This is a genomic window from Dasania sp. GY-MA-18 (genome assembly GCF_024734385.1).
Classification (GTDB): Bacteria; Pseudomonadota; Gammaproteobacteria; order Pseudomonadales; family Dasaniaceae; genus Dasania; species Dasania phycosphaerae.
In genome coordinates this window covers 163,022-188,903 of record NZ_JANHAP010000004.1, presented here as the reverse complement: position 1 = coordinate 188,903, position 25,882 = coordinate 163,022, and the positions used below count along the sequence as shown (strand labels likewise).

General features: G+C 49.5%; 27 protein-coding genes. 14 read left to right on the top strand and 13 right to left on the bottom strand.

Features of this window, described 5'->3' with window-relative positions; genetic code table 11:
• Genes NO559_RS06765 through NO559_RS06755 form a run of 3 tightly spaced genes read right to left on the bottom strand, consistent with a single transcriptional unit; the run spans position 1 to position 3,376 of the window.
• The gene (locus NO559_RS06765) at positions 1-1,017 is read right to left on the bottom strand and encodes a hypothetical protein (RefSeq protein WP_258331048.1); all 1,017 of its coding nucleotides are present in this window, start codon (positions 1,015-1,017) and stop codon (positions 1-3) included.
• Positions 1,017-2,042 (bottom strand): D-alanine--D-alanine ligase, encoded by a 1,026-nt coding sequence (locus NO559_RS06760; protein WP_258331047.1) that lies wholly within the window; start codon positions 2,040-2,042, stop codon positions 1,017-1,019. The genes NO559_RS06765 and NO559_RS06760 overlap by 1 nt, the downstream gene beginning before the upstream one ends.
• Positions 2,027-3,376, bottom strand: a complete 1,350-nt coding sequence (locus NO559_RS06755; RefSeq protein ID WP_258331046.1) for a KamA family radical SAM protein — start codon at positions 3,374-3,376, stop codon at positions 2,027-2,029. The genes NO559_RS06760 and NO559_RS06755 overlap by 16 nt, the downstream gene beginning before the upstream one ends.
• A gap of 501 nt (positions 3,377-3,877) precedes the next feature.
• Between NO559_RS06755 and NO559_RS06750 the strand changes: the two genes are divergently transcribed.
• On the top strand, positions 3,878-4,681 hold the full coding sequence (locus NO559_RS06750) for a tetratricopeptide repeat protein (protein WP_258331045.1): 804 nt from the start codon (positions 3,878-3,880) through the stop codon (positions 4,679-4,681).
• A gap of 85 nt (positions 4,682-4,766) precedes the next feature.
• Here the strand turns inward: NO559_RS06750 and NO559_RS06745 are convergent, their stop codons facing one another.
• The 3 genes from NO559_RS06745 to NO559_RS06735 all read right to left on the bottom strand — a co-directional run bounded on the left by NO559_RS06745 (position 4,767) and on the right by NO559_RS06735 (position 7,087).
• Positions 4,767-5,354 carry a YggT family protein gene (locus tag NO559_RS06745; RefSeq protein ID WP_258331044.1) on the bottom strand — a complete coding sequence of 196 codons (588 nt, stop codon included), beginning with the start codon at positions 5,352-5,354 and terminating at the stop codon, positions 4,767-4,769.
• A gap of 136 nt (positions 5,355-5,490) precedes the next feature.
• Positions 5,491-6,315, bottom strand: a complete 825-nt coding sequence (gene proC / locus NO559_RS06740) for a pyrroline-5-carboxylate reductase (RefSeq protein WP_258331043.1) — start codon at positions 6,313-6,315, stop codon at positions 5,491-5,493.
• 73 nt (positions 6,316-6,388) lie between these two features.
• Positions 6,389-7,087: a YggS family pyridoxal phosphate-dependent enzyme gene (locus NO559_RS06735; RefSeq protein ID WP_258331042.1), complete on the bottom strand. Its 699-nt coding sequence runs from the start codon at positions 7,085-7,087 to the stop codon at positions 6,389-6,391.
• A gap of 146 nt (positions 7,088-7,233) precedes the next feature.
• On the opposite strand from NO559_RS06735, the gene NO559_RS06730 reads away from it, so the two are divergent.
• On the top strand, positions 7,234-8,268 hold the full coding sequence (locus NO559_RS06730; protein ID WP_258331041.1) for a type IV pilus twitching motility protein PilT: 1,035 nt from the start codon (positions 7,234-7,236) through the stop codon (positions 8,266-8,268).
• A 60-nt stretch (positions 8,269-8,328) separates the two neighbouring features.
• A complete protein-coding gene (locus NO559_RS06725; RefSeq protein WP_258331040.1) occupies positions 8,329-9,477 on the top strand; it encodes a PilT/PilU family type 4a pilus ATPase in 1,149 nt (382 codons plus the stop codon).
• Positions 9,478-9,516: 39 nt separating this feature from the next.
• Here NO559_RS06725 and NO559_RS06720 read toward each other — a convergent pair whose 3' ends face one another.
• Together NO559_RS06720 and NO559_RS06715 are read right to left on the bottom strand one after the other, a co-directional pair.
• Positions 9,517-10,302, bottom strand: a complete 786-nt coding sequence (locus tag NO559_RS06720) for an aldo/keto reductase (RefSeq protein WP_258331039.1) — start codon at positions 10,300-10,302, stop codon at positions 9,517-9,519.
• Between the two features lie 8 nt (positions 10,303-10,310).
• Positions 10,311-11,534 carry an FAD-dependent oxidoreductase gene (locus NO559_RS06715; RefSeq protein WP_258331038.1) on the bottom strand — a complete coding sequence of 408 codons (1,224 nt, stop codon included), beginning with the start codon at positions 11,532-11,534 and terminating at the stop codon, positions 10,311-10,313.
• 142 nt (positions 11,535-11,676) lie between these two features.
• Between NO559_RS06715 and waaA the strand changes: the two genes are divergently transcribed.
• A complete protein-coding gene (gene waaA, locus NO559_RS06710) occupies positions 11,677-12,945 on the top strand; it encodes a lipid IV(A) 3-deoxy-D-manno-octulosonic acid transferase (RefSeq protein ID WP_258331037.1) in 1,269 nt (422 codons plus the stop codon).
• Here waaA and NO559_RS06705 read toward each other — a convergent pair.
• Positions 12,942-14,378: a TolC family outer membrane protein gene (locus NO559_RS06705; RefSeq protein WP_258331036.1), complete on the bottom strand. Its 1,437-nt coding sequence runs from the start codon at positions 14,376-14,378 to the stop codon at positions 12,942-12,944. The two genes, waaA and NO559_RS06705, sit on opposite strands and share 4 nt — an antisense overlap.
• A gap of 161 nt (positions 14,379-14,539) precedes the next feature.
• Here NO559_RS06705 and NO559_RS06700 point away from each other — a divergent pair, with 161 nt between their 5' ends.
• The 5 genes from NO559_RS06700 to NO559_RS06680 all read left to right on the top strand — a co-directional run bounded on the left by NO559_RS06700 (position 14,540) and on the right by NO559_RS06680 (position 18,936).
• Positions 14,540-14,995, top strand: coding sequence for a DUF1249 domain-containing protein (locus NO559_RS06700; protein WP_258331035.1), 456 nt, complete (start codon positions 14,540-14,542; stop codon positions 14,993-14,995).
• A 145-nt stretch (positions 14,996-15,140) separates the two neighbouring features.
• Complete coding sequence (gene cpdA / locus NO559_RS06695) at positions 15,141-15,944, top strand: 3',5'-cyclic-AMP phosphodiesterase (protein ID WP_258331034.1); 804 nt, start codon at positions 15,141-15,143, stop codon at positions 15,942-15,944.
• A gap of 202 nt (positions 15,945-16,146) precedes the next feature.
• Positions 16,147-16,743: a YqiA/YcfP family alpha/beta fold hydrolase gene (locus NO559_RS06690; protein ID WP_258331033.1), complete on the top strand. Its 597-nt coding sequence runs from the start codon at positions 16,147-16,149 to the stop codon at positions 16,741-16,743.
• Between the two features lie 29 nt (positions 16,744-16,772).
• Positions 16,773-18,656, top strand: a complete 1,884-nt coding sequence (gene parE, locus NO559_RS06685) for a DNA topoisomerase IV subunit B (protein ID WP_258331032.1) — start codon at positions 16,773-16,775, stop codon at positions 18,654-18,656.
• Between the two features lie 73 nt (positions 18,657-18,729).
• Positions 18,730-18,936 (top strand): hypothetical protein, encoded by a 207-nt coding sequence (locus tag NO559_RS06680; protein ID WP_258331031.1) that lies wholly within the window; start codon positions 18,730-18,732, stop codon positions 18,934-18,936.
• A gap of 55 nt (positions 18,937-18,991) precedes the next feature.
• Here the strand turns inward: NO559_RS06680 and NO559_RS06675 are convergent, their stop codons facing one another.
• Positions 18,992-19,567 carry an LPP20 family lipoprotein gene (locus tag NO559_RS06675; protein ID WP_258331030.1) on the bottom strand — a complete coding sequence of 192 codons (576 nt, stop codon included), beginning with the start codon at positions 19,565-19,567 and terminating at the stop codon, positions 18,992-18,994.
• Positions 19,568-20,055: 488 nt separating this feature from the next.
• Entirely contained in the window at positions 20,056-20,433 is a 378-nt protein-coding gene (locus tag NO559_RS06670) for a DUF1145 domain-containing protein (RefSeq protein ID WP_258331029.1), read from the bottom strand.
• 207 nt (positions 20,434-20,640) lie between these two features.
• Here NO559_RS06670 and NO559_RS06665 point away from each other — a divergent pair, with 207 nt between their 5' ends.
• The 5 genes from NO559_RS06665 (at position 20,641) to NO559_RS06645 (ending at position 24,754) form a co-directional block, all read left to right on the top strand.
• Positions 20,641-21,285, top strand: a complete 645-nt coding sequence (locus tag NO559_RS06665) for a riboflavin synthase subunit alpha (RefSeq protein WP_258331028.1) — start codon at positions 20,641-20,643, stop codon at positions 21,283-21,285.
• A 16-nt stretch (positions 21,286-21,301) separates the two neighbouring features.
• Entirely contained in the window at positions 21,302-22,015 is a 714-nt protein-coding gene (locus NO559_RS06660; protein ID WP_258331027.1) for a UPF0149 family protein, read from the top strand.
• A 154-nt stretch (positions 22,016-22,169) separates the two neighbouring features.
• Positions 22,170-23,297 carry an adenylate/guanylate cyclase domain-containing protein gene (locus tag NO559_RS06655; protein ID WP_258331026.1) on the top strand — a complete coding sequence of 376 codons (1,128 nt, stop codon included), beginning with the start codon at positions 22,170-22,172 and terminating at the stop codon, positions 23,295-23,297.
• A 24-nt stretch (positions 23,298-23,321) separates the two neighbouring features.
• Positions 23,322-23,528: a YdcH family protein gene (locus NO559_RS06650; protein ID WP_258331025.1), complete on the top strand. Its 207-nt coding sequence runs from the start codon at positions 23,322-23,324 to the stop codon at positions 23,526-23,528.
• Between the two features lie 77 nt (positions 23,529-23,605).
• Positions 23,606-24,754 carry an HD-GYP domain-containing protein gene (locus NO559_RS06645; RefSeq protein ID WP_258331024.1) on the top strand — a complete coding sequence of 383 codons (1,149 nt, stop codon included), beginning with the start codon at positions 23,606-23,608 and terminating at the stop codon, positions 24,752-24,754.
• On the opposite strand, the gene cobB is transcribed toward NO559_RS06645, so the two are convergent.
• Together cobB and NO559_RS06635 are read right to left on the bottom strand one after the other, a co-directional pair.
• Positions 24,699-25,439, bottom strand: coding sequence for a Sir2 family NAD+-dependent deacetylase (cobB, locus tag NO559_RS06640; RefSeq protein WP_258331023.1), 741 nt, complete (start codon positions 25,437-25,439; stop codon positions 24,699-24,701). The genes NO559_RS06645 and cobB overlap by 56 nt on opposite strands.
• 15 nt (positions 25,440-25,454) lie before the next feature.
• Entirely contained in the window at positions 25,455-25,796 is a 342-nt protein-coding gene (locus NO559_RS06635) for a histidine triad nucleotide-binding protein (protein WP_258331022.1), read from the bottom strand.
• Positions 25,797-25,882 lie beyond the last annotated feature (86 nt).

The following is a 25,882-nucleotide window of genomic DNA, read 5'->3' as shown; positions in this document are numbered from 1 at the left end:
TTATGAAGCCACCGCAACTGATGCTGCTGGTGCAGCGCTGTTAGCCAGTGCTGCCAGCACTATATGTTTGATAACCTGTTGGTAGCTGATGCCTGCCTGCGCGGCGGCGGCGGCGAAGCCTGCATCCATAGTCAAGCAGGGGTTGGCGTTAACTTCTAACACCGAAGGTTGTTCATGCTCGTCGCAGCGTATATCAACGCGGGCGTAACCGCTAAGGCCAAAGGCCTGCCAGCACTGCAATACTTGCCGGTGTATAGCGGCGCTCAATGCAGGGTTTAGGGTGGGGAAATGACGCTGGGTGGCGTGATAGTCTGCGCTGTCTTCATCCCATTTTGCGGCATAGCTCACTATTTTGGGTTTACCTTGCGGGTAGTCGATAAAACACATTTCCGCGATAGGTAATACCTGCGGTTGGCCATTAAGCTCTAATACCGAGACATTAAATTCCCGGCCGCTGAGATAGCGCTCGGCAAACCACTCGCCGCCTAGGCGCTGTTGACTATCGCGTATGCGTTGCAGAGCTTCGGCACTGTTATTCACCACGCAGCCATCGTCCATACCAAAGGAGGCGTGTTCCCATAGTGATTTTACTATCCACGGCCCTTTGCTTGCGGGTAGGGGGCCGTGTAAGTCAAAGCTTTCGGCGCTGTCTATGTGATGGTATTGCATCACTTTTTTGGCTAGGCGCTTATGTGAGCTTAAATACATGGCATCGGCACTAACCCCGGTATAGGGTATAGCCAATTGGCTGAGCAGCGCCGGTATGCTGTGTATCAGTTTGCCTTGGCCTGCCAGCGACTCTACCAAATTAAACACGCAGTCGGGCTGCTGCTTTTTTATTTGGGCGGCAGTATTTTCCAAATTTAAATTGGTGCTTAGCATTTGCAGCTGCCAGCCTAGTTGGCTGATAGCGGCGGCAATTTGCTCCGCTTGCTTGAGGGTGTCTAATTCATCACTGCGGGCATCTGCTGCTATGGCTTGATGCAATAGCAGCAGTGATAAGGGCTGTGTTTTCATTAGGCCGCAACGGCTTTAGCAGAGGGTTTAGGCAAGCGTTGTAGGGCCGATTGCATAATGCGGCCCAGCAAGTGCTGGTAACTATTACCCGCTAAGGCATTCATAATGGGCAGGTCGGAATAAGTAGGGTGTATGCCCGCTAAGGGATTTACCTCAATAAAATTAACCTGGCCAAGATGATCGGCGCGCACATCTATGCGGCCACCATCGCGGCAACCCAGCGCCCGCCAAGCTCCTAAGGCAACGGCTTCGGCTTGTTCGCGCAGGGGGCTGGGCTCTAGCAATTGATAGCGCACCAATTGCTCCCAGTTTTCCTTATTGTGAAAAGAGTACACTTCGTTATCGGCACCGGCTTGTAATTGAATTTCCATGGCACCTACCGCTACTGCCGCGTTACCGGTGCCCACTATGCCCACGGTAAATTCACGGCCGGGTAAAAAGCGTTCGACTAATACCGGCTGCTGAAATTCACGCAATAGTTTTTTACAGACGCGCTGCAATTGCTTGGCGTTAGTAATTTTTGAGTCGGCGCTAACGCCTTTGCCCGTACCTTCGGCTATGGGTTTGGCAAACAGCGGGTAAGCCAGGGTAATGTTTTGCAGGTCTGCCAAGTTGTGTACCACGGCATAGTCAGGGGTGGGCACGCCAGCGGCGCGCACTACGTCTTTGGTCATGCCTTTGTGCAAAGTAAGCGCGCACACCAAGGTGTCAGAAAACACATAGGGAATCTGATAGGCGTCTAATAAGGCAGGCACTTGTGCCTCGCGGCCTATGCCGTGCATGCCTTCGCAGATATTAAAGACCAAGTCCCAGCGTTCACCCGCCACTAAGCGCGCAGCTAATTGCTTAACATGGCCTATAGGGTCTACCGCATAACCCAGTTGGCTGAGTGTGCTGATTAAACTTTCTATAGTGCTGGCTTGATCCAGCTCGGCGGTTGCTATTTCGCTATAGCCCATGGCTAGGTAATCGTCGCGCAGGTCGTAGGTTAAACCCAGGCGCAGCGGTGTTACAGATGCTCCCATGAGATAACCTCCTCTTGCTTGCTGGCTTGCGCTATAGGCAGCCTGGCACCGCTATCGGGGTAGCGATAAACGCCACCGTCATAGCTTTTTAATAACAGCTCGCCATTGTCGTCGTAGCCTTGCACATAGTCGGGAGCGATGGGAATTTTACCGCCGCCGTTGGGCGCATCCACCACAAAGGTGGGTATGGCATAACCGGTGGTGTGGCCACGCATGGCGCGAATTAATTCCACGCCGGTAGAGACCGGGGTGCGGAAATGCGCCGAGCCTGAAATAGGATCGCACTGATACAGGTAATAAGGTTTTACCCGCGCTTTTAACAAACCGTGCATAAGCGTAGTCATGGTGTTTACATCATCGTTAACACCTTTTAGCAATACGGTTTGGCTGCCCAGTGGTATACCGGCATCTGCCAAGCGACCACAGGCGGCGACCACCTCGGGGGTAAGTTCGTCGGCGTGGGTGAAGTGCAAACTCATCCATAAAGGGTGGTAGCGTTTTAGCATGCGGGTTAATTCGCTGGTAATACGCATGGGTTGTACCACGGGCTGCTTGCTGCCAATGCGAATAAATTCGACATGAGGTATTGCGCGCAGATTGCGTAATACATAATCCAGTTTTTCATCATCCAGGCTCAGTGGATCGCCACCAGAAATCAGCACGTCGCGAATTTCGGTATGCTGCCTGATGTAATCGAAAGCGGCTTCTATATCGGATTTTTTCACACTGCGCTCACCGGCTGAACCCACCATGCGGGCACGGGTACAGTAGCGGCAATACACCGAACAAAAGTTGGTAACCAATAATAAAACGCGGTCGGGGTAGCGATGTACTAAACCGGGCACAGGGCTGTGATGGTCTTCACCTAAAGGGTCTTCGTTTTCACCGGCGCTGGTTTCATATTCGCTGAGCACAGGTATAACGGTGCGGCGCAAACCTTGGCTGGTGTTTTCGCTGTCTATTAGTGAGGCGTAGTAAGGGGTGATGCCTACGGGTAGGGCACCTTGGTGACGCACTATAGCGGCGCGTTCATCTTCGGATAAAGTGACTATGCGCTCTAAGTCTTCCAGCGTGCGTACACGGTGGCGGTTTTGCCAGCGCCAATCGTTCCAGTCATCTGCAGTAGCCTGCGGGTAAAAACGGCGCAAAAACTCAGCCGAGGCTTTGGATAAACGAAACCTGTTGCGGCGGCGGTTATGAATAACGCGTATGGGTTGTACAGTGGCTGGCGGGAAAGCCTTGGGTTTAAGGTCAACTACAGAAATAGCTGAGGGCGTGCTTAGCATGGCTGTGGCCAGGCTAGGAGGCTCCTCGTCGCGGATGATATTGTCCATTTCAACTCTTTAATAGCAGATGGGCGACCTGCACAAGCTAAAACGTCTCGGCCCTTCGAGGCGTATTACAGTATGCCTGTAATGAAGCGACTATATATTCCTCACTTAAATCTTTGTCAAACTTTATTTGTGTGTTGGGGTAAATAATTATTGGGGGCAAGGGGGGGATTGTTGGGGGTGTAGCTGGGGGATAGAAAGGTAGCTGCTTGCTAGGCACGCCGTAAGTACATTCTTGTACCCAAAGTATTTGTGGTATCCGTGGGGCTGGCTCTAGGCTACGCGCTGGGTCCTTGCCGACTACAGTCTAGTGAGCAGCCACCTTGCCGCCTTGGAGATCGCGCGTAGTAGAGGGTTTTAATATTAGTGAGCTAACACTAAAGTAGTCAGGTCTTGTGTGCTGCATTTAGCCCTTTACGATTTGTTGAGCTACCTTGATTTATCATCTGTAACAAACAAGGCTCCGTAACTTGTTCTAAACGTTATGGTCACTAGGAGGTGACGATGAAAACAGTATTTCTGATTTTTGCTCTTATATTTTCAATGCCCAGCTTCAGCACTAACCCTACAGAGGAAGAGCTTAGCCAAGCGGCAACATATTATTTGGATGCAGCTAAAGCTGGTGATCCGCACGCTCAGCTATACATGTCATATGCATACTGGAATGCATGGGGTGTTCCAAAAAATGAAAAAATAGCTAGGCGTTGGTTACAGAAATCTGCCGACCAGGTTTATCCCCTAGCTGTTTTAGAGCTTGGTCAAAGAAAGCTAGCGGGCGGAGGCTACAATCGTGATATTTCAGAAGGTATTAATCTACTAAAGCAAGCGGCAGCCTTGGGTGTTTCAGAGGCACAAGCATCATTGGGGGCTTATTATCTTGGCTTAAACCCTGTTGATAAGGTGATAGATAGTAAGCTTGGAATGGACTACTTACTGCAAGCAAAGTCATTAGGTAACTCAAATGCCATGATGTACTTAGGCTTAATGTATCAAACTGGTGTTGAGCCGGGTGCAAAATTAGATTCGGACTTAGATCTTGACCAAGCGATTTTTTGGCATACAAAATCAGCAGAAAAATTAAATATTTATGCCATTGGTAATCTAGGGTTTATCTACTCCAACCCCGGCCTCTATAACGTTGATTCAAAAAAGGCTTATTTTTGGTACCAAGTTGCAAAGATGCTTGGTGTTAACGAATGGTCAATGAGAATGATAGAAATGGAATTGCGCATATCAAAAGCATCAAGAAATGAAATGAAAGCTAAGGCTGAGGATTGGGTGAAAACACATGCCCAAACAATTAATTGAGGTAGGATGCCCCATAAGTACTTTGGTTACGCGCGTGCCTCGCAAGCCACTAGCTTGCTGCCAAGCCGCGCATAAATCCCAAAAGCTAAATCCCTATTACCACTCCCATAGGCATCATCGCCGCGGCAGCTAAGTGCTTTAAAATTATCGTCAGTACATTGATGCTTAAAAACACCAATATGGGTGATAGGTCTAGGCCGCCCAATGAGGGTAGCATTTTTCGAAAGGGGGTCATTACCGGTTCGGTGAGTTGGTTGAGCAACAGCACAAAGGGGTTGTAACTACCGGGGCTAACCCAGCTTAAAATAATGACAGCCAGGATGGCGAAAAAATAAATATTCAGCACTATGCCCAAGCAGCCCAGCACGGACCACATAAATAAATACAGCGGGTTGGCAAAGCCGTAGCCGAGCATAAGCAGTAATAAAGTGATGGCTAGCATTTGGGCGAGTACAGCCAGCACGACTGCGGCCATGTCTATGCCCAAAAAGCCGGGGATGACGCGACGCAGCGGTTGTAAAAAAGGCTTGGTCACTTTGACTAAAAACTGCGACACCGGGTTGTAAAAATCGGCGCGGGCAAATTGCAGTAATAGGCGCAGCAGTACGGCGATTAAAAATAAATTAAAAACGGTGTGTATCAGTAGGTTGCCAATTTCGGTTAGCGCGCCCATGTATGCTCCATGTAAAGGCCGCCGGTGGCGGCCAGTTGTAAGCCGCAAGCTGTAAGCGGCAAGTGTATTAAAGTCAGTGTTTTTATCTTACGGCTAGTAGCTTAAAGCTTGCCGCTAGCCAAGCACCGCTTGGCTATTAACCGGCCATTTCTTTAGCCATAACAATGGCGCGATCACGGCAGGCGGTCATGGCTTTGGCAAACATGGCTTCCAGGCCATCGGCTTGCAGGCTGAGTATGGCCTGCTCGGTGGTACCGCCGGGCGAGGTAACTTTGCGTCTTAGCTCGGCAGCCTCGTCACTGCTTTGGCTGGCCATAGTGGCGGCGCCTAAAGCGGTTTGCAAGGTTAATTGCCTAGCTACTTCTGGGCTTAAGCCCAGTTGTACGCCTGCGGCCTGCATAGCCTCCATCACTAAAAAATAATAGGCCGGGCCGCTGCCCGATACCGCGGTTACGGCGTCTATATCGCTTTCTTGCTCTACCCATAGGCTAATGCCTACCGCTTTCATCATGCTGTCGGCCATGTCGCGTTGCGCTGGGCTAACGGCGGCATTGCCGTATAAACCGCTGGCACCGCATTGTACTAATGATGGGGTGTTAGGCATGCAGCGCACCAGGGCCAGGCCCTCACCTAACCACTCGCTAAAGCTGTTTAAAGTGAGGCCTGCGGCCAGTGATATTACTAAAGGTTTTTTTGCTTGTATGGCTGGGGCCAGTGTTAGGCACACACTTTTCATTACCTGGGGTTTGACCCCTAAGACCACTACATCGGCTTGGGCGATGGCGGCTTGGTTGTCTAAGGTGGTAGTTACAGGGGCGATGGCGGTTAGCTTATCTAAGCTGGCCTGGCGGGTGGCGGTGGCGATGATGTTCGCGGCGGGGTAACCCTTGGCCACTAAGCCGCCAATAATGGTGGATGACATATTGCCAGCGCCTATAAAGGCGATAATGGGGTCGGCCAAGTTTAGTACTCCCTAGTGAGTGTCTACGTCAATGATTCTATGTGGGGGCGAGTATAGCAATATCAAGCTAGCCTTAGGCAGGCGGTGTGGCTCTGGCACCAAATATATCGGTGCCTATGCGCACTATGGTGCTGCCTTCGGCGATGGCGGCGTCCATATCACCCGACATGCCCATGGATAAAGTATCTAGCTGCGGCAACTGGCTTTGTAGGGCTTTAAAGGCGTTGGCGACTTGGGCGAAGTTGTGGCGTTGTTCTTGCTGGTCGGTGCTGGCCTTGGGTATGGCCATTAGCCCGCGTAGCTGCAGCTGTGGCAATTCGGCTACCGCCAGCGCCAATTCGGGCAGCTCGGCTAAGCTCACCCCGCTTTTGCTGCTCTCATCGTTGACGTTGACCTGCAGGCAGATGTTGAGCGCGGGCAGCGAGGGCGGGCGTTGCTCGCTCAGGCGGCGGGCTATTTTTAGGCGGTCTACCCCGTGTACCCAGTCAAAGTGCTCGGCTATGGGGCGAGTTTTATTGGACTGTATGGGGCCTATAAAATGCCAGCACAGATCTAAATCTTTCAGCTCGATGATTTTTTCCAGCGCTTCTTGCAGGTAGTTTTCGCCTATATGGTAGGCACCGGCAGCGGCCGCTTCACGGATTAAGGCGGCGGGTTTGGTTTTGCTTACCGCCATGAGTTTTACAGAATCGTGATCACGTTGGTATTTTTGTTCTGCTACACTAATACGTTGCTGTAGCTTTGCTATATTCTGCGCTATTGTGGTTGCCATGATGAGTCCATAAAGTGCTGATTTATCAAGTAGCTGTGTTATAAAGGCGTCATCGCAAACGATAACAAAAACATTATACGCAATATCTACGGTATACACGTTGTAATTCACGCGGTAGATATGATTAACAATATTTGAGGGTGTCCATGGATATTACCGAGCTTCTCGCATTTAGTGCCAAACAGGGCGCGTCTGACTTACATCTTTCAGCAGGCTTGCCGCCCATGATACGGGTAGATGGTGATGTGCGCCGTATTAACTTGCCACCCATGGAGCATAAAGAAGTTCATAATTTAATCTATGAAATTATGAATGATAAACAGCGCAAAGACTTTGAAGAGTTTTTAGAAACCGATTTCTCGTTTGAAGTACCCGGTGTGGCGCGCTTTCGTGTAAATGCCTTTAACCAAAACCGTGGTTGCGGTGCGGTATTTCGTACCATCCCCTCTAAGGTGCTAACTATGGAAGAGCTGGGCATGGGGCAGGTATTTAGAGACTTGGCCATGGTGCCGCGTGGCTTGGTGTTGGTAACGGGGCCTACCGGTTCGGGTAAGTCTACTACCTTGGCGGCGATGATGGATTACATCAACGACAATAAGTACGAACATATTTTAACCATAGAAGACCCTATAGAATTTGTGCACGAATCTAAAAAATGCTTAGTTAACCAGCGTGAGGTACACAGAGATACTCACGGCTTTAACGAGGCACTGCGCTCGGCACTGCGTGAAGACCCGGATATTATTTTGGTGGGCGAATTGCGTGACTTAGAAACCATACGCCTAGCGATGACGGCGGCAGAAACCGGTCACTTAGTATTCGGCACCTTGCACACCACCTCGGCGGCTAAAACCATAGACCGTATTATCGACGTATTCCCCGGCGAAGAAAAATCCATGATACGTTCCATGCTGTCAGAATCCTTACAGTCGGTTATTTCACAAACCTTATTGAAAAAGAATGGCGGTGGCCGCGTAGCCGCACACGAAATTATGATAGGCACACCGGCCATACGTAACTTAATCCGTGAAGATAAAGTGGCGCAAATGTACTCGGCCATACAAACCGGCGGCAGCATAGGTATGCAGACTATCGATCAGTGCTTGGCTGACTTAATTGATAAGCGTTTAATCAGCCGCGATGTGGCGCGTGAGAAAGCGCGTTTCCCTGAAAATTTTTAACAGCAAAAACACAAAAGTAAATCACTCACAATGATTTAGTGATTTATGTAGGAGAGTGGTGTGGAGATTGATAAGTTACTAACCATTATGGTTGAGAAGGGCGCGTCGGATTTATTTATTACTGCCGGTGTGCCGCCATCAATTAAAGTGCATGGCAAAGTAGTACCCGTTACTACTTCTCCACTAAGCCCAGAGAAAACCCGTGAAACGGTAATGGGCATTATGAACGAAACTCAGCGCCGCGACTTTGTGCGTGAAAAAGAGTGTAACTTTGCCATTAGCGCCCGCGGCATAGGCCGTTTTCGGGTCAGTGCTTTTTACCAGCGCAACTTGGCCGGTATGGTGTTGCGTCGCATAGAAACCAATATCCCCAAAGTGGATGATTTGGGCTTGCCCGATGTGATTAAAGATTTATCCATGACCAAGCGCGGATTGGTTATTTTTGTGGGCGCTACTGGCTCGGGTAAATCTACCTCACTGGCGGCGATGATAGGTCACCGCAATAAAAATTCTAAGGGTCATATTATTTCGGTGGAAGATCCCATTGAATATATACACCAGCATCAGGGCTGCATAGTCACCCAGCGGGAGGTGGGCATAGACACCGACAGCTTTGAAGTAGGCCTTAAAAACATGCTGCGGCAGGCTCCCGATGTCATTATGATAGGCGAGGTGCGTACCCGCGAAACCATGGAACACGCCATAGCCTTCGCCGAAACGGGTCACCTGTGTTTATGTACTTTGCACGCCAACAACGCCAACCAGGCCTTGGATAGAATACTGCACTTTTTCCCCGCCGACAGGCACGGGCAAATGTGGATGGACTTATCGCTAAACCTGCGCGCTATAGTGGCGCAGCAATTAATACCCACCCCCGATGGCAAAGGCCGCCGCGCCTGTGTAGAAGTGTTAATCAACTCACCGCTGGCGCAAGACATGATACGCAAGGGTGAGGTGCATGAATTAAAATCGCTGATGTCTAAATCTAACGAGCAGGGCATGCAAACCTTCGACCAAGCTTTGTACGAGTTGTATAAAACCGGTGAAATTACCTACGAAGATGCGCTGGCGCATGCTGACTCGGCCAATGATTTACGCCTAATGATAAAACTGGGTGATGATGCCTCACCGGAAAAACTGGAAAGTATAGCCGGCGGGTTAAGTTTGGAAGAAGACGGTGCGGATGATTTTGGCGGCTTTAAACGCTGAGTGTTATTGTAAATTTTAAGCTGCTAAGTTAACAAGGTTTTAGTCACCTAACACCTTGTTAACTGCCGCGACATTGGCGATTAGATGTTGCGGGTTAATGGTTCCCACTATGGCACTGCTTACCCCCGGCTGCGAAAAAATAAAATCCATAGATTTCTGCACCGGGTCCTCGCCCTCTTTGCAAATATGGCCACTGGCAAAAGCTTTTTTAATCAATAAGCCTTTTTGTTGACTATGGCAGTAATCGATTACCGGTTGTTCATCTTGATAGCTTAAATTGTAGGTGGCCATCACCGCATCGGTTTTTTGTGCCGCGAGTAAGCCACCTTTTACTGTTTTGGTGGACACCCCAAAGGCGCGTATCAGGCCTTGGTCTTTTAACTTTTCTAATTCGGCTAGGGCATCGCAGTGCTGAATAATATCTTCATCGTTGCCGTCGGAGTGAACTAAGACTATATCTATCCAATCGGTATTTAAACGTTTGAGGCTGCGCTCTATGCTGTAGCGGGTGTGCTTGCTACTAAAATCAAAACGCGATTCTCCGTTGTCAAATTCCTCACCTACTTTTGAACAAATCACCCAGTCATTGCGTTGGCCTTTTAATAGCGGCCCTAAACGTTGCTCGCTATTACCGTAAGCGGGGGCGGTGTCTATAAGATTAATGCCTAAATCTTTCGCCAGGTTAATTAACTCTGAGGCTGCGTGGTCGTCGGGTATGGTAAAGGCCTGCGGGTATTTTACCCCTTGGTCGCGGCCCAGTTTTACCGTGCCTAGCCCCAGTGGGCTCACGGCTATATCGGTACTGCCAAATAATCGTGTTTGCATAATCTGCTCTATAAGGGGGCTTGGTTAAACAGCGTTTCCCAGCAGGGGCGGGCAACTTGCGGTGTTGCTAGCTGCTTAAGGGCGGGGTGCAGCTCGCTGTGTTGCGGTGCAATATTATCCGCCCTGAGTAAGGCATCAACTTGATCACCTAAGTTAGGGCTGAGGGTAAGCTTAGTGGGCCAGGCAATAATGGCATTGGCGAGATTGCCCGCTTTTGCAGCAAAAGCCTGATCGGGTTTGATTAGCCCTTTTTGTTTGGGCTCGGCTCTGTCTATGCGCAGAGTTGCCCATTGGGCCGCGCTAAAATCTAGCCAGGGGAACAGCTCAGCCAGCTCTTGTTTAGCCTTGGCTATGACTACCGCGCTATCGCTGTTGGCATGTTCGGTGGCTAAGTCGCCGCCTAAATACCATACCGTGTTGCCGTCTTCGGTTTGATGGGAAGAAATCGTCAGGCGCGGTGAAGGGTTGTTGCCCATGCAGTGAGCGTACAGCGGCAGGTGGTGGCTATGTTTTACTAACACCTGTTGCAAAGGGCGCAGCTGCATGGCGGGTTGTTGTATATTTAATTGCTGCATTAAATCGCCATTGCCTTTACCGGCGCTAAAAATAAAGCGCTGGGCTTTTATGTGATAGTGCTGCTCGCCCTGTTGCAGGCTGAGTGATTCTATATTTTGGCCGTTGCTATGCCATTGGCAGTGCTCATTGTTTATTGCAAAGATTCGGCCCGCGCAATTATTGGCCAAGGTGCTTAATAGTGAAGGCACGTCTAACACTAAATCGACTAGCCGATAAACGCGGCCTTTAAATTTGGGGTTGGCAAAGGCGGCGGGGTAATCGTTGCGGCTGACTTTATCAACTCGGCCGCGGGTGAGTTTGCTGGCAAAAAAAGAAGTGAACTTAGAGGCTATAGACGCGGTAGACCATAAATAAAAATGCTCGCTAAGCACTTTGGCCTTGCGTAAATCAACATCGCCTTCGCCCTTTAAACAGCGCCGCCAGTGATCGGGCATATCGGCTATGGCTTCGGAGGAACCACTGAGCGCACCGCTTAATGCGTATTTAATACCGCCGTGTATCATGCCCTGTGAGGCTATGGTCTGGGCGCCGCCCAAGTCACCTTGCTCAAATAAAATGGCGTTATAGCCTTGCTGGCATAAACGATTTAATAGCCACAGGCCGGCTATGCCGCCGCCGATAATAGCTATGTCGACTTCAATGCTATGTTGGCTCATTAATGCTTAAGTCCTGCGATGAAAAGAGGGGGCGTATATAAAGGGGGGCAGTATATCGTATTTTGCCGTGAGGCGCGGCTGGCTGTTATGCTTGCAGCCCAAAATCATTAGTCCCCTATGGCGCTATACCTGGAACTCAATTATGGCCCTGGCTTTATACACCGCTTTTTATTATTTGATCTCGCCGTTTATAGTGCTGCGGCTATTATTGCGCAGCATTAAAGCGCCAGCCTATAGGCAGCGCATAGCAGAGCGCTTTGGTTTTTTTAGCAGCCCTGAGCTTGAGGGCTGTATTTGGATGCATACCGTGTCTATGGGCGAGACCATAGCCGCGGTGCCCTTGGTGAAACAATTACAGCAGCGCTACCCCGGCAAAGCCATAGTGATGACCACCATGACCCCCACCGGCTCGGAGCGGGTTAAAGCCTTATTGGGTGATAGCGTATTTCATGTTTACGCACCCTATGATTTGCCCTGCTGCCTGCAGCGATTTTTACGGAGGCTTAAACCCAGCTTGCTGGTGATTATGGAAACCGAGTTGTGGCCTAACACCCTGGCCGCCTGCCAGCGCCGCGGCATAGCCACGGTCTTGGTGAATGCGCGGCTGTCGCAAAAGTCAGCGGCGGGTTATCAACGCTTTGCCGCCCTGAGCAAGCCCATGTTGCAAAACCTCAGCCTAGTGGCGGCACAAACCGAGGCCGATGCCGCCAGATTTGTAGCGCTGGGCATGGCGGCAGATAAAGTAGCGGTAACCGGCAGCATTAAGTTTGATATCAGCATAGAGCCCGCGTTACAGCAGCAGGCGCAGCAGCTAAAAGCGCAGTGCAGCCAGCAGGGCCAGCGCTTGGTGTGGATAGCGGCCAGCACCCATAAGGGCGAAGACGAAATTATGTTGGCGGCCCATAGGCAGTTATTGGCTGAGTGTCCCGATGCCCTGCTGATTTTGGTGCCGCGCCACCCTGAGCGTTTTAATGCGGTAGCGCAGTTAGTGCAGGCACAGGGCTTTAGCAGTTTGCGGCGCTCCAGTGGCGAGCTGCCGAATGCTTCGGTGCAGGTCTATGTGGGCGATACTATGGGGGAGATGATGTTGCTGTTAGGGGCAGCAGATATCGCCTTTGTGGGCGGCAGCTTAGTGGCCAGTGGTGGCCATAATATGTTGGAGCCTGCCGCTTGGGGCTTACCCGTATTAACCGGGCCCAGTGATTTTAATTTTTTAGCGATTAGCCAGGCCTTAATGCAGGCGCAGGCGCTAACTAAAATAGAGCATGCAGAAGGCTTGGCTGCTGAATTACTGCGCTTACAGCAGCCTAGTGAGCGGCTATGCCAAGGGCAGGCGGCGCAGCAAATGCTAGCCGCCAACCAAGGTGCCTTGGCTCGGCTGCTAGCTTTATTGGCTAAGTTTATTGCTTAGGGTTGGTATGCGCTAAAGCTAATGCTGTTAGCGGTAGGGTCGCTGGCGGTCACTAAGGCTTTATTGAGGTTAATTACATCCTGTGGGCTTAAGGTGCCTGCTTGCTGCTTAAGCTTTAGCATATTCAACACATAGTCGTAACGTGAGTTAGCGTAGTCGCGTATAGCGGCATACAGGCTGCGTCTGGCTTGTAATACGTCAACAATATTACGGGTGCCTACTTCATAGCCGGCTTCGGTGGCTTCCAGAGCACTGCGGGTAGAGGTGATACTTCTGGCGCGTGCTTTCACCCTTTGTACATCTGTCATCACGTTTAAGTGCAGCGAGCGGGTGGATTGAATAATGGTGCGGCGGGTATCAATCTCGTTTTGTAAGGTGGCGTTATAGCGTTCATAGGCTTCACGGCGCTGCGAGCTAACACCGCCACCTGAGTATATAGGTATGGTGAGGGTCACGCCCCAGGTGCTGCCTTCGGTATCGTTGTAAAAAAAATCATCAGCATCATAGGTGCGGCTGTGGCTGTCGCCATCGCGGCTATTGTCGTTATAGCTGTAGCTGGCGGTGACCTTGGGCATATGCTCCATTTTTTTAGATTTAGCGCTAAGGTGCGAGGCTTCGGTAGCGGCACGGGCGGCGGCCAGTTGATGATTGTTGTTAAGGGCAAACTCTACCCACTCATCGCGCTCGGCGGGCACTGGCGCGGTAATGGCGTAGTCTTCCCGCAGCTCCCATAAGTTATTGTGGTTGTGGCCGGTTAACACGCTGATGGCCTCATAGGCGGTGCCCAGCTCATCTTCAAAGCTCAGCCTTTGCACCATGGTGTTGTCGTATACGGCGCGGGCTTCGTGTACATCGGTAATGGCAATTAGGCCCACATCATAGCGTTGCTGGGTTTGCTCCAGCTGGCGCTTGGTGGCCTGCTCTTCGGCTTTGGCGGCTTCTAAATTATCTTTGGCACGCAGCACATTAAAATAGGCTTCTACCGTACGTACTATTAAAGCTTGTTGGTCGGCAGCGAGTTGCGCCTCAGCCTGTTTGGTAATGGCTTTGCCGCCTTTAAAGGTAAACCAGGTGGGTAAATCAAAGACTTTTTGCTGCAGGCTAATGCTGTAGTTTTCATCCTCGCTGTCGGTTTGGGTATCGGTAACCGTGAAAAAGGCATTGGGCACGCCGGGGTTTAGGTTGGCACCCTTGTTAAGTACATCATTATCGGTTTTGGTATAGCTGGCGCTGCCAACTATTTGGGGCAGCAGTTGTGAAAAAGCCTGCTCTTCGGTTTCTATATTGGCGCGGTAGTTAGCCTCGGCGGCTTTGAGTTTGGCGTCATTATTAAGCGCTAGTTCATACACATCTTGCAGGGTGTCGGCATAGCTGGCCGTTATGCCGCTAAGGGCGATAACGATGGAGGTGAGCGGCCGCGTATAGGCTTTCATAAACTGTCCTGTGTTTAGCATGAAAAAGAGAATAGTGAAGCTGGAGTTTAGTGGCAGTTTTGCCCAGATAAAAACACTAGCTGCGATTATAAGAATTGCATAGCCAGAGCTGCTAAACTCACGTAAAGAGCATATTCCTAGAAAGTGGTATAGATGTAAACATGCTAAAAAAACAAACAACTGATTTAGCGGGGCAAATGGCCGAATGTGAGGCTAATTACGCGCGGGTGATGAAATTAATGCCCGAAATGGCTGATGAGAACCAGCGCCAGTTTTGGGTGCAGCTGCCCGGCGAGCAAAGTGTGCGCTTTCGTTTAAAGGTGCTGGAGCGTTGCGCCTACACCACGATTATGGAGTTCAGCCAAATCGGCAGTAATTTTACTGGCCAGTTAGACTGGGCGCCGGCACCGCATTTTACCCTGCGGGTCTACCACGATGCGCGCATGGCGGAGGTATCAGCTTTTCATGGTAACCATAGGTTGCGCTCCCATTACAACTATCCCAATAAAGCCATGTACCAGCGCGATGAAAAAGCGCAGCTCAACCAATTATTGGGCCAGTGGTTAAGGCATTGTTTAGATTTTGGCCATGTAGACCAGCCGGTGGGCTGTGTTTAATTTTAAAAAACAGCGTTTTTGTAAAATAGTTACTAGACGAACTTCCTGCTCAGGGGATAAAGTTAAGTGGCTATTAACTAAACGATTGATAGCAACCACTCAATTGGTAAGCTATTAAACAATCCACTTATAAGGCAAGGCTAGTTTGGCAGCGACGACTCACTCAGCAGCAGCTTTACGCGTGCTACAAATTACCGACAGCCATTTAGGCGAACAGGCCGGCGAGCGCCTGCTTAACCTAGATACCGATCAAAGTCTGGCGGCGGTGATAGATCTTATTGCCCAGGAGCAAAGTGGTTGTGACCTATTACTGGCTACCGGTGATATTGCCAACCACGCCAGTGTTGCGGCCTACCAGCGTTTTCAAAAACTCACTCAGTATATCGCCCCTGAAACTCTGTGGCTGCCCGGTAACCACGATGACCCAGAATTAATGGCGCAGGCCTTGGGGCAGCCTTTGGTGAAGTCGGCTACATTCGGCAACTGGTTGATTATTATGCTGGACTCCACCGCCAGAGGTCAGGTAGGCGGGAGCTTTACTGAGCAAGAGCTGAGCTACTTGCAGCAGCAGCTAAACGAGGCTGCTGATCATCACGTGTTAATTTGCCTGCACCACCACCCAGTGGACATAGGCTGCGCCTGGCTGGACGAGCAGCGAGTAAGTAATGCGGCGGATTTTTTTAAGCTAGTAGATGGTTGCCCACAGGTGCGCGGTATAGTCTGGGGCCATGTGCACCAGCAATTAGATACTCAGCGCAAGGGTGTACAATTAATGTCCACGCCTTCTAGCTGCGTACAGTTTGCCCCCGCCAGCGAGCGTTTTAAGTTAGATCGCTTAAACCCCGGTTATCGCTGGTTGGATTTACACGCCGATGGCCGCATCAGCACTGGTATCTCGCGGGTAACGCTAAGCTTTGATATACACTACGATAACGCGGATGGTTATTAGCCTAGTGTTGTGCAGTTTCATAGTTACAGCCTTAGCCAAGCGCCGAAATTGCCGCACGCTGTAGTGCTGATTAGCGTAAGCGCTTAGCCGCCGAAACTTTTTCCCTAACTTTTGAGGGCAAGCCTTTCCCAAAGCGGTGGCAACGGGTATGCTCGTGCTTCTTAGATAATAGCTTTGGTTAAAAATTAAACAGGCTCGATGTATGCGCCCCTTGTTACTGTATATACACGGTTTTAGTAGTTCAGGTCAGTCAGAAAAAGCGCTTGCCGTAGGTGAGTTCGTTAAGCAGCATTGCCCTCATATGGATTACTTAGCTCCCAGCTTTCCCAATTACCCCGCGGCAGCTTTTAACGCCATTAAAGAAATTATAGAGTCCGAGCTGGCTCAGGGGCGTGAAAAAATTGGCATGATAGGCAGCTCCCTAGGCGGTTTTATGGCCACCATGGTAGGTGAGTTGTATCAACTTAAAGCCGTGCTGGTAAACCCAGCGGTTAAGCCTTCTAAACTCATGCCGGTGCTGCTGGGTGAAAATACCAACTTTCATACCGGTGAAAAATTTTTACTAACTCAAGATCACTTACAAGAGTTAGTTGAAATTGAATGCGAGCGCATGCAATACCCCGAAAATTATTGGCTGATGTTGCAAACCGGCGATGAAACATTGAATTATCGCTGGGCCAAAAAATATTACAGTAAAAGCCCGCAGCATATAGAAGAGGGCGGCAACCACCGCTTCGAAAACTTTGAACAACATTTACCCGCGGTGCTGGAATTTTTAGAATTAACTGATGGCCACTAAGCCCACCGTTTAGCGACGACAGATAAAATATGAGTGAATACAACGCAAAATCCATAGAGGTCTTAACAGGCCTAGACCCCGTGCGTAAACGCCCGGGCATGTACACCGATACCACCCGCCCCAACCACGTGGCGCAAGAGGTTATCGATAACAGTGTCGATGAAGCCCTAGCCGGTCACGCTAGCAAAATAGATGTGATCGTACACAAAGACGGCTCACTCACTTGTACCGACGATGGCCGCGGCATGCCAGTAGATATACATCCCGAGCAAGGCCTGCCAGGGGTAGAGGTAATACTGTGCACCTTGCACGCCGGTGGTAAATTTAGCAATGACAATTACCAGTTCTCTGGTGGTTTGCACGGGGTGGGGGTGTCAGTGGTTAACGCCCTGTCGAAAACCTTGGATGTCACCATACGTCGCGATGGTCAGGTCTACCACATTGCTTTTGCCAATGGCGAAAAAAGCAGCGACTTAAAAGTGATAGACAGCTGCGGCAAACGCAATACCGGCACCAGCATACGTTTTATGCCCGATGGCAGTTACTTTGATTCGGCTAAGTTTTCCATACTGCGTTTAAAACATGTATTAAGAGCCAAGGCGGTATTATGCCCCGGCCTACAGGTTAATTTTTTAGACGAAGCCAGCGGTGAAAAAGAAGCTTGGTATTATGAAGATGGCTTAAAAGATTATTTGCTATCCAATACCCAAGGCTGGGAAACCTTACCCGCCGACCCTTTTATAGGCAGCTTTAGCGGCTCTACCGAGGCGGTGGATTGGGCGGTGCAATGGCTGCCCGAGGGCGGCGAGCTAGTTACCGAGTCCTATGTAAACCTTATTCCCACCGCTCAGGGCGGCACCCATGTAAATGGCCTGCGCACCGGTTTATTAGAGGCGCTGCGTGAGTTTTGTGAGTTTAGAAACTTATTGCCCCGCGGCGTGAAGTTAGCACCTGACGATATTTGGGATAAGTGTAGTTATATACTGTCGTCCAAATTGGCTGACCCGCAGTTTTCTGGCCAAACCAAAGAGCGGTTAAGCTCGCGCGAAGCGGCGGCCTTTGTTTCTGGTGTGGCCAAAGATGCCTTTAGCTTATGGCTAAATCATCACACCGAAGAAGCCGAAAAAATTGCCGACATGTGTATTAACAATGCCCAGTCGCGGATGAAAAAATCGAAAAAAGTCGCTCGTAAAAAAGTTACCAGCGGCCCGGCGCTGCCCGGTAAGTTGGCAGACTGTTCCGGCGGCGAACCTGAGCGCGGCGAGTTATTTTTAGTAGAGGGTGATTCGGCGGGCGGCTCTGCCAAGCAGGCGCGCGATAGACAGTTTCAAGCCATACTGCCGCTGCGCGGAAAAATCTTAAATACCTGGGAAGTGGATTCGCAAGAGATACTGGCTTCCGAGGAAGTGCACAACATCGCCGTGGCCATAGGGGTAGATCCCGCCTCTGATGATTTAAGCGGCCTGCGCTACCATAAAATTTGTATATTGGCGGATGCGGACTCCGATGGTTTGCACATCGCTACGTTGATTTGCGCCTTGTTTTTACGCCACTTCCGCCCCTTGGTAACGGCGGGCCATGTGTATGTGGCCATGCCTCCGCTGTATAGAATCGATGTGGGCAAAGAAGTATTTTACGCCCTAGACGAAGCCGAAAAGCAAGGCGTGCTGGATCGCATAGAGGCCGAGAAAAAACGCGGCAAGATAGGTGTGCAGCGCTTTAAAGGCTTGGGTGAGATGAACCCCTTGCAATTGCGCGAAACCGTTATGGATGCCGACACCCGTCGCCTGGTAAGGCTAACCTTGGATGCCGGTGACGACACCAACCAAATGATGGATATGTTGCTGGCTAAAAAACGCAGCGGCGATAGAAAGGTCTGGTTAGAAAATAAAGGTGATTTGGCCGAGATTTAATAGCCAAACAGAAAAATTAAAACCCCGTTGTTTTGCGCTATGCTATTAGGCAATCGAACAACGGGGTTTTTTTATGCTTTATCAATGCGCAGACTGTAGTTATAAAGGTAAAACCTTTAACAGCGGAGCTTGCCCTGCCTGTGGCTCTAATAATATTAAGCGCTCCCAGCCCGATGCGCCGCAAGCTGAGGCCGCTAAGCCTAAGCCCTATCGTTTAATTGCGGCGCTAGTGTTGTGGTTGATTTTTATGCTTGAGCTTTATAAAAAACTGGCGGGTTAATTTTTTGATATAAAAAAGGCAGCCTAAGCTGCCTAATGGTTAAAATTGCTAGTGTTTACTTCATCAATTCTTGATCTAGCTCTTGTTGAGCCTTGTAAGCCATAAATTGCTCTTTTAATACCGACTCGTGATCGGGTGATAGGTTAACCTCGGCTGATTTCACTAGGTTTTTAAATAGTTGGTTGGTGGCTTCGGGGGTTAGGGCGACTAAGGCACACATCATTTTTTTGCCATCGTCTAATACCCGTTCAAATTTAATCGCTCTTGAGCCTGAGAGGCTTTGTTGGGTGACTTGCTTAGAGACACTCTCAAAAGTACCGCCTGTGGACGAGCCCGCGTTAGTGGTGGTGACGCGGTCATAGGTTTTATCCATGGCCTTAACTTTGGTATCAATTTGGAAGGCTAGGTTAGCGCGGCCATTAGCAGTGGCTTGTTTTTGTGCTACCGATACATTGCTGCCAGGAATGGGTACACAGCTAGCGGCAGCGATGCCGTTTTCAACCGTGGGATTATAAAACCACTCTGGGTAAGGGTCGGCTTGGGCTAAATCTTCTTTGCTGGGGGTACCGCCACAGGCGGTGAGTAAAACGCTAGCTGCAAGGCCTAGGGTGGCTAATTTCAAGGTTTTCATATCGGTTCCTTTCGTTGTCTATCTCGTTATTGTGGCAGCGATACTGCTTAGCTATCACGCCTGGGCTGCGTAAATGATGGTGCTTTATACCCGCTAAAATGTATGCTTTTTGCGACCACAAGTAAAGCTGCTGGGTCAGTAGTAAAGTAGTTTATGCAAAAATCTATTTTACGCGAGTGCTTAGCGCCATTATTACGGCTGGCGTATCACAATTTAGTGCATATACTGTTGATTAGAGCGGCAGGGTTGGGCCGCTTTGCATGCACAATATCCACGATATTTTGTTATGTTTTGGAGTATACGTGTCGCAGGATTCGATATTACCGGGCCTGTTAGCTTTAGTGATTGGTTTGTGTTTATTGGCTAGCTACACCGCCTAAATTCACACCGTTCACCATAGTTAATAGGCTTTAAAGCCGCGTACAACGCCCCTTTCGCAGCGTTGCTTGGCCCCGTCACCGCAAAAAACACTGCTATTAATACCCCTGTTACTCATATTCATGCTGCATTTGCCATGGCTCGTGATGTAACACCCCAAATAATAAAACCAAGGCATAGCTTTTAATGGGCTGTGATGAATGGCGTTTAATTGCTGGCGTTAGCCACAAGCACTTGCTGATGTGGGCCACGATTAAAAACAGCGCAAAACTATTGAGCCACAGGTCGAGGTTATCGGGCAAATCGATAAAAAGATTAATGGTAACCGCCAGCCATACGCATACAATAGACACTCGACCCAATAAGCCTATGATGGTTTGAGGGGGCAAATTTACCAATACCAGCAAACAAACGATGGAGGCTTGCGCCACTAGCGCGACTTGGGCCAGCAAGGCCACGGGGTGAGTAGAGAAGCTTAGTTCATACATAGAAAATATGGGTGCAACGACTGCAATCTGTTGGGGCTAAACTTCCCTAATGTTGAATGGTTATCCTAACCTGGCGCTATGATAATCGAAAATGCTGGCGGATAATGCAATCCTGAGGGTGTTTGTGAAATAGTACCAAAACTTTTTTGCCAAGGCGGTAGCTAGCAAGCTGTAGCCAGTGTGCAGCAAAGAGAACACAGAGGTTATATGTATACAGGAATAGTGCAGGGGGCGTTTACCGTTACCCAGTTACAGCGGTTACCGGGTTTAATCAGTGTTACCGTGCAACTTAACAGCGAGTTGCTGGAGGATTTATTAATAGGCGCCAGCGTTGCTGTCGATGGCGTGTGTTTAAGCGTTACCCACATAGAGGGTGAGCAAGTCCGTTTTGATATTATGCAGCAGACTTTGGATGTCACCACCTTGGCTGATTTATGTATAGGCCATAGCGTTAATATAGAGCGCTCAGCTAAGCAGGGGGTAGAAGTAGGTGGCCATATACTGTCTGGCCATATAGATAGCACGGCCTTGGTAGTGGCTATAGAGGAGCCGGAAAACAATCGTTTTGTGACTTACCAGCTACCGGCGCCGCTAATGAAATATGTTTTTGAAAAGGGTTTTATTGCCATCAATGGCTGCAGCTTAACGGTGGCGAAAGTGGATAGAGCCCAACATAGTTTTACCGTGTGTTATATACCGGAAACATTAAGAGTTACCACCCATGGCGACAAGCACATAGGCGATAAAGTGAATATAGAAATTGATAGGCAAACGCAAACCATCGTTGATACGGTGGAGCGTGTGTTGAGTTCTCAGCCCGAATTGTTCGCGGGTTTGCTAAACAAAGCCTAATTTAGAAGCGAGTTTTATGATTACCCTGTCAGCTAACGACAAAGAGTTACAAAATTTTTTACACCGTCTAGGTGATGCTGTGTTGGATTACCAGCGTTTACAAGGTTTTTTATTTGCCATTGCCTGTTCACCCGAGCCGGTTAAACCCTCTGAGTGGTTTGAGCTCATTTGGCTGGATGACGAGCCGCAATTTGATACCGAGGCCGAGGCCAAGCGCTTTTTAGCGCTATTGGTTGAGGATATGGCGGCGTTAGAACAAGGCCTGGAGCAGGGCCAGTTGCTGCCCTTTTTCTGCCCCACGGGTATAGATCAGCGGCGCCAGCTGGGTCAGTGGTGCGAAGGCTTTTTACTGGCGCATCAATATTTAGAGGAGTTATGGGAGCTGGCACTGATGGATATAGATAGCGAGGCCATAGATGACGCCGTAACCGCTGCCTTAAATTTAGCCAGCGCCTTTACCGATGTATTGGCCAATGAGCAACTACAGTTTGATGAGGGCTTTGATCATAGCCATACTGCTGGCGACAAGGCTGAAAAACAGCAATTGCAAGAGGCCTATCAATGGTTTGACGAAGTGCTCTCGGTTTATGCTGATGTGCGTATGCAGTGGCAGACTTTTAAGGCCAGCCATGATGCCGACCAGCTATTTTTAGCACTAGAGCCGGTGGCGCGCGATGAGCTTTGCCCCTGTGGCAGCGGCGCCGTATTTGCTAAATGCTGTTTGCATTAAGGCTGGCTGTAGTTTTTATAACTATTTGAATTTAAAGTGTTATTCATTACAGCTAGGCCGCAGCAGTGGGTAAATAGGTCGCTAAAAAAGTGGTTTAATCGACGCTATTAGGCTTTACTTTAGGGATAGCTAAAACCCCTTAAGGTAACAATCAATGAACCAGCCTATCAGTGAGCATCAAGCCCTGGCTGCTAAGATATCAACCGTTGTTGAATCCTACTTACCTACCCAGTTTGAGCGCAGCGCAGCGCATCAGCAGCTACAACAGCGCATAGCCGCCGTATTGGCCGATAGCCCCTGGCTTAATGCCAGCCTAGCCGCCAGCAAACCAGCTGATTCAGAGCAAGAGCCTGAAGCTAGTGCCGAGTCACGTACCGTAACCCTATTACTGGCAGATATACGCGGCTTTCACACCTTGGCTGAAACCTATTCCGCAAAAATGCTAATGAACCTGCTCAACCGCTTCTACAGCCTAATGGCTGGCGTGGTACAGCGTTACGGTGGTTATATCGATAGACCCATGGGTGACGCCATGCGAGTGCTGTTTGGGCTTAGCCAAAGCAAGAGCAATGATGTGGAGTGCGCACTGGCCTGCGCTATTGCCATGCAGCACGCCATGAATGATTACAATCAACAAAATAAAGAGTTGGGCTTCCCCGAACTCTATATGGGTATAGGCATTAACACCGGCACGGTACTGGCTGGCGAGCTGGGTGGGGAGCAGCATACCGTCATAGGCGATGCGGTGGATTTAGTTTCGCGTATAGAGGCGCAAAGCCTGCGCGGCCAAATACTCATGAGCGAGGCCACTTTTAAACTGGCACAGAGTTACACCTTGGTGGGGCAATCGAATAGCGTACAGGTAAAAGGGCGGCGTAAACCGGTGCTGTTGTATGAGCTATTAGGCACCACCCAGCCACGGACCATGACTGTGCCCAGGCGTGAAATTCGTAAAAGCCCCAGAGTTGCGGTTAGCATGCCCTGTTATTTTCAGGTAGTAAAAGGCAAGCAGGTAAAAAGCCAACACTGCAAGGCCGAGGTTATCGATATAGGCTACCACGGTTTTTTGATATTAAGCCCAGTGCCCTTGGAGCATTTTTCGGAAATAAAACTAGAAGTGTCGCTTAACTTATTGGCGACGGATACCAGTGAAATATATGCACGGGTATTACATTGCGAATCCGTGGGCCAGGGTTTTCGTTGTAGCTTAGAATTTACCACCATGGACCTAGCTGGCCAGCAAAGCATTAAACGTTTTGTCGACAATATGATTAGCGGCTAAAGTCTTAGCCAGAGCATTAACTTTATGAGCGATAATAACAGCTGTGATTTAACACTAGAGCTGTTGGACTTACAAAGCCAACACCAAACATTAGATGAAGAGATAGAAAAATTGCATGCCAGTGTCTACGCCGACCAGCTTAAACTGCAGCGCTTAAAGCGAGAAAAGCTCAGGCTAAAAGATTTGATTACGCGCTTGCGCTGCCGCCTAATACCCGATTTAGATGCATAACTGTGACTGGCAACTTAGTAAGCAGCAACTTAGTAAATAAAACTGCGTGACGCTGAGCGCTGCGCTGGAACAACACTATGGTTTTATTTGAGTCTGATATTTTAGAGCCCACACTGACCCAGCAGTTAGTCGATGCCATCGCCATACACTATCAAAGCAGTGAGCAAGCCCTATTGCAGCTCGATAGCCAGCCCCATAAGCCTGAACTGATACAGCAGCTATACCGTGCCGTGCATAATATTAAAAGTGATTTAGGTATAGTGGCTTTTACCCCTTTAATGCCCTTGTTATCCGCGCTGGATGATTTACTGCTGCAAGTCAGACAGCAACGCATGGCCTATAGCCCTTTGCTGGGCGACCTAATGCTGTTGTTACTAGATGATGCCAAAACCTTTGTGGAGGATTATCAGCGTGATGGCTCAGTCGCCTACGATATGGATTTTATCAGCCAAATTACCGCTAATATTGAGCGCCTAAAAGACAGCAGCCATAGCGAGCGAGAACAACTGATTGCCAAAACCATACGCCTGTTAGACCCAGCAGTGGCACAGTTAAGCGATGGTAATACTGATAGTGATACTGATGATTTTTTATCAGCCTATGCTTTTAGCGAGCAAGAAGAATTAGCTTTTTACCGCGCTTTAATGATGCCGGTAGAGGCGCGTTCAAAATTTTGGGCTGGGCGCAGTGATAGAATTTTAACCATGGCGCTGAGCTTAAATCATCTAGCTGGCCAACCGGTAGATGCTATGAGCCTAGCGGTGGCGGTGTATGTACATGATTTTGGTATGGCGGCTATACCTGTCGAGTTACTGCATAAAGAGCAACGCTTAGAAAACGACGAGATTGCTTTACTGCGCGCACATGTACAAAGCAGCATGCAATTATTAAAAAACATGCCTCGCTGGCAGGCCGCCAAAACCATGGTGGCGCAGCATCACGAGGCGGTAGATGGCACTGGCTATCCCAATGGCTTGCGCGAAGAGAAGATATGCGACGGTGCCAAAATACTTGCCATAGCCGATACCTTTGACGCGCTCACTCATCAGCGTGCCTACAGCAGCGAACAAAAGCGGCCTATTATACGCGCGGTAAAAACGATTAATGATTGTGCCGGCAAGCAATTAAGCGAGTATTGGGTGGGGATTTTTAACCAGGCGATAAGCAGTATTATGTCTGCTCATCGTCAGCAGTTGGGTGGTTCAGCAAGGCCTGTACATACTTAGGTAATAACTCGGTGGCGGGGCCGTATTGCTGCTCATCAAAATAGCTGCCCGCCTGCGAGGGCTCCAAATTTAGCTCTACCGTGTGGGCGCCGTAGTGTTTTGCGGTTTGAAAAAATCCCGCCGCCGGATAGACATTGCCCGAAGTACCTATAGAGATAAACAAATCACAGCGGCTAAGCGCTTGCTCTATTTCCTGCATATATAAAGGCATTTCGCCAAACCACACCACATGAGGCCTTAATGCGCCTAGGGTTTGGCAGCAGGGGCAGGCTAGCTGTGGGTGGCTATCCTCCAGCCAATCAAAAATTTGCTGGCTGTGTTGGCAGCGCATTTTTAATAATTCGCCGTGCATATGGCGCAGGTTTTTGCTACCAGCCTGTTCGTGCAGGTTATCAATATTTTGGGTGATGAGTAAAAACTCGCCGCCTCGCTGTAGCAAACCCTGCTCCAATCTAGCTAAGGCGATATGACCGGCATTGGCGCTGATGTCGCCCAGCAAATGCTGACGCCGTTGATTGTAAAAACGGTGTACCAACTCGGGGTCGCGGATAAAAGCCTCGGGGGTGGCCACATCTTCTACGCGGTGATCCTCCCACAGGCCGTCGGCGGCTCTAAAGGTGCGTATACCCGACTCGGCTGAAATGCCCGCGCCGGTTAGCACGACTATATTGTTATAGGGCAGCATTGTGTAACAACAAGATTAACCGGGCGGCCAAGTCATTTGGCGGCCAGCTAGCATGTGCAGGTGTATGTGGTAGACGGTTTGGCCACCTTGCTCATTGCAGTTCATCGCCAACCTGTAACCGTCTTCGGCATAACCTTGTTGGGCGGCAATAGTTTTGGCGGTATAAATCATATGTCCTAGCAAGTCTTTATCTTCCTCGCCTATATCATTAATGGTACTGATATGTTTTTTGGGTATGGTGAGCATATGCAGGGGCGCTTGCGGCTGTATATCTTTAAAGACCGTGACCAGCTCATCTTCGTAAACTATTTCGGCGGGTATGGTTTTATTGTTAATGGCACAAAATAAACAGTCCATTTTAACCTCTTGTGTGAAAATTGATTGCTAGCCAAGCTTATAACATTGTGCGGCGATTTTCCTCTCTAGTAATTGATGGCTATAGT

What these genes read in the sequence shown, in the direction of transcription:
- NO559_RS06660 (WP_258331027.1), top strand. Translation starts at nt 21,302, where the DNA reads ATGATTACCCTGTCAGCTAACGACAAAGAGTTACAAAATTTTTTACAC.
- NO559_RS06690 (WP_258331033.1), top strand. Translation starts at nt 16,147, where the DNA reads ATGCGCCCCTTGTTACTGTATATACACGGTTTTAGTAGTTCAGGTCAG.
- NO559_RS06665 (WP_258331028.1), top strand. Translation starts at nt 20,641, where the DNA reads ATGTATACAGGAATAGTGCAGGGGGCGTTTACCGTTACCCAGTTACAG.
- NO559_RS06650 (WP_258331025.1), top strand. Translation starts at nt 23,322, where the DNA reads ATGAGCGATAATAACAGCTGTGATTTAACACTAGAGCTGTTGGACTTA.
- NO559_RS06700 (WP_258331035.1), top strand. Translation starts at nt 14,540, where the DNA reads ATGCTAAAAAAACAAACAACTGATTTAGCGGGGCAAATGGCCGAATGT.
- parE (WP_258331032.1), top strand. Translation starts at nt 16,773, where the DNA reads ATGAGTGAATACAACGCAAAATCCATAGAGGTCTTAACAGGCCTAGAC.
- NO559_RS06750 (WP_258331045.1), top strand. Translation starts at nt 3,878, where the DNA reads ATGAAAACAGTATTTCTGATTTTTGCTCTTATATTTTCAATGCCCAGC.
- waaA (WP_258331037.1), top strand. Translation starts at nt 11,677, where the DNA reads ATGGCCCTGGCTTTATACACCGCTTTTTATTATTTGATCTCGCCGTTT.
- NO559_RS06655 (WP_258331026.1), top strand. Translation starts at nt 22,170, where the DNA reads ATGAACCAGCCTATCAGTGAGCATCAAGCCCTGGCTGCTAAGATATCA.
- NO559_RS06670 (WP_258331029.1), bottom strand. Translation starts at nt 20,433, where the DNA reads ATGTATGAACTAAGCTTCTCTACTCACCCCGTGGCCTTGCTGGCCCAA.
- NO559_RS06755 (WP_258331046.1), bottom strand. Translation starts at nt 3,376, where the DNA reads ATGGACAATATCATCCGCGACGAGGAGCCTCCTAGCCTGGCCACAGCC.
- NO559_RS06715 (WP_258331038.1), bottom strand. Translation starts at nt 11,534, where the DNA reads ATGAGCCAACATAGCATTGAAGTCGACATAGCTATTATCGGCGGCGGC.
- NO559_RS06675 (WP_258331030.1), bottom strand. Translation starts at nt 19,567, where the DNA reads ATGAAAACCTTGAAATTAGCCACCCTAGGCCTTGCAGCTAGCGTTTTA.
- NO559_RS06745 (WP_258331044.1), bottom strand. Translation starts at nt 5,354, where the DNA reads ATGGGCGCGCTAACCGAAATTGGCAACCTACTGATACACACCGTTTTT.
- NO559_RS06730 (WP_258331041.1), top strand. Translation starts at nt 7,234, where the DNA reads ATGGATATTACCGAGCTTCTCGCATTTAGTGCCAAACAGGGCGCGTCT.
- NO559_RS06705 (WP_258331036.1), bottom strand. Translation starts at nt 14,378, where the DNA reads ATGAAAGCCTATACGCGGCCGCTCACCTCCATCGTTATCGCCCTTAGC.
- NO559_RS06645 (WP_258331024.1), top strand. Translation starts at nt 23,606, where the DNA reads ATGGTTTTATTTGAGTCTGATATTTTAGAGCCCACACTGACCCAGCAG.
- NO559_RS06765 (WP_258331048.1), bottom strand. Translation starts at nt 1,017, where the DNA reads ATGAAAACACAGCCCTTATCACTGCTGCTATTGCATCAAGCCATAGCA.
- cobB (WP_258331023.1), bottom strand. Translation starts at nt 25,439, where the DNA reads ATGCTGCCCTATAACAATATAGTCGTGCTAACCGGCGCGGGCATTTCA.
- NO559_RS06735 (WP_258331042.1), bottom strand. Translation starts at nt 7,087, where the DNA reads ATGGCAACCACAATAGCGCAGAATATAGCAAAGCTACAGCAACGTATT.
- NO559_RS06635 (WP_258331022.1), bottom strand. Translation starts at nt 25,796, where the DNA reads ATGGACTGTTTATTTTGTGCCATTAACAATAAAACCATACCCGCCGAA.
- NO559_RS06720 (WP_258331039.1), bottom strand. Translation starts at nt 10,302, where the DNA reads ATGCAAACACGATTATTTGGCAGTACCGATATAGCCGTGAGCCCACTG.
- NO559_RS06680 (WP_258331031.1), top strand. Translation starts at nt 18,730, where the DNA reads ATGCTTTATCAATGCGCAGACTGTAGTTATAAAGGTAAAACCTTTAAC.
- NO559_RS06760 (WP_258331047.1), bottom strand. Translation starts at nt 2,042, where the DNA reads ATGGGAGCATCTGTAACACCGCTGCGCCTGGGTTTAACCTACGACCTG.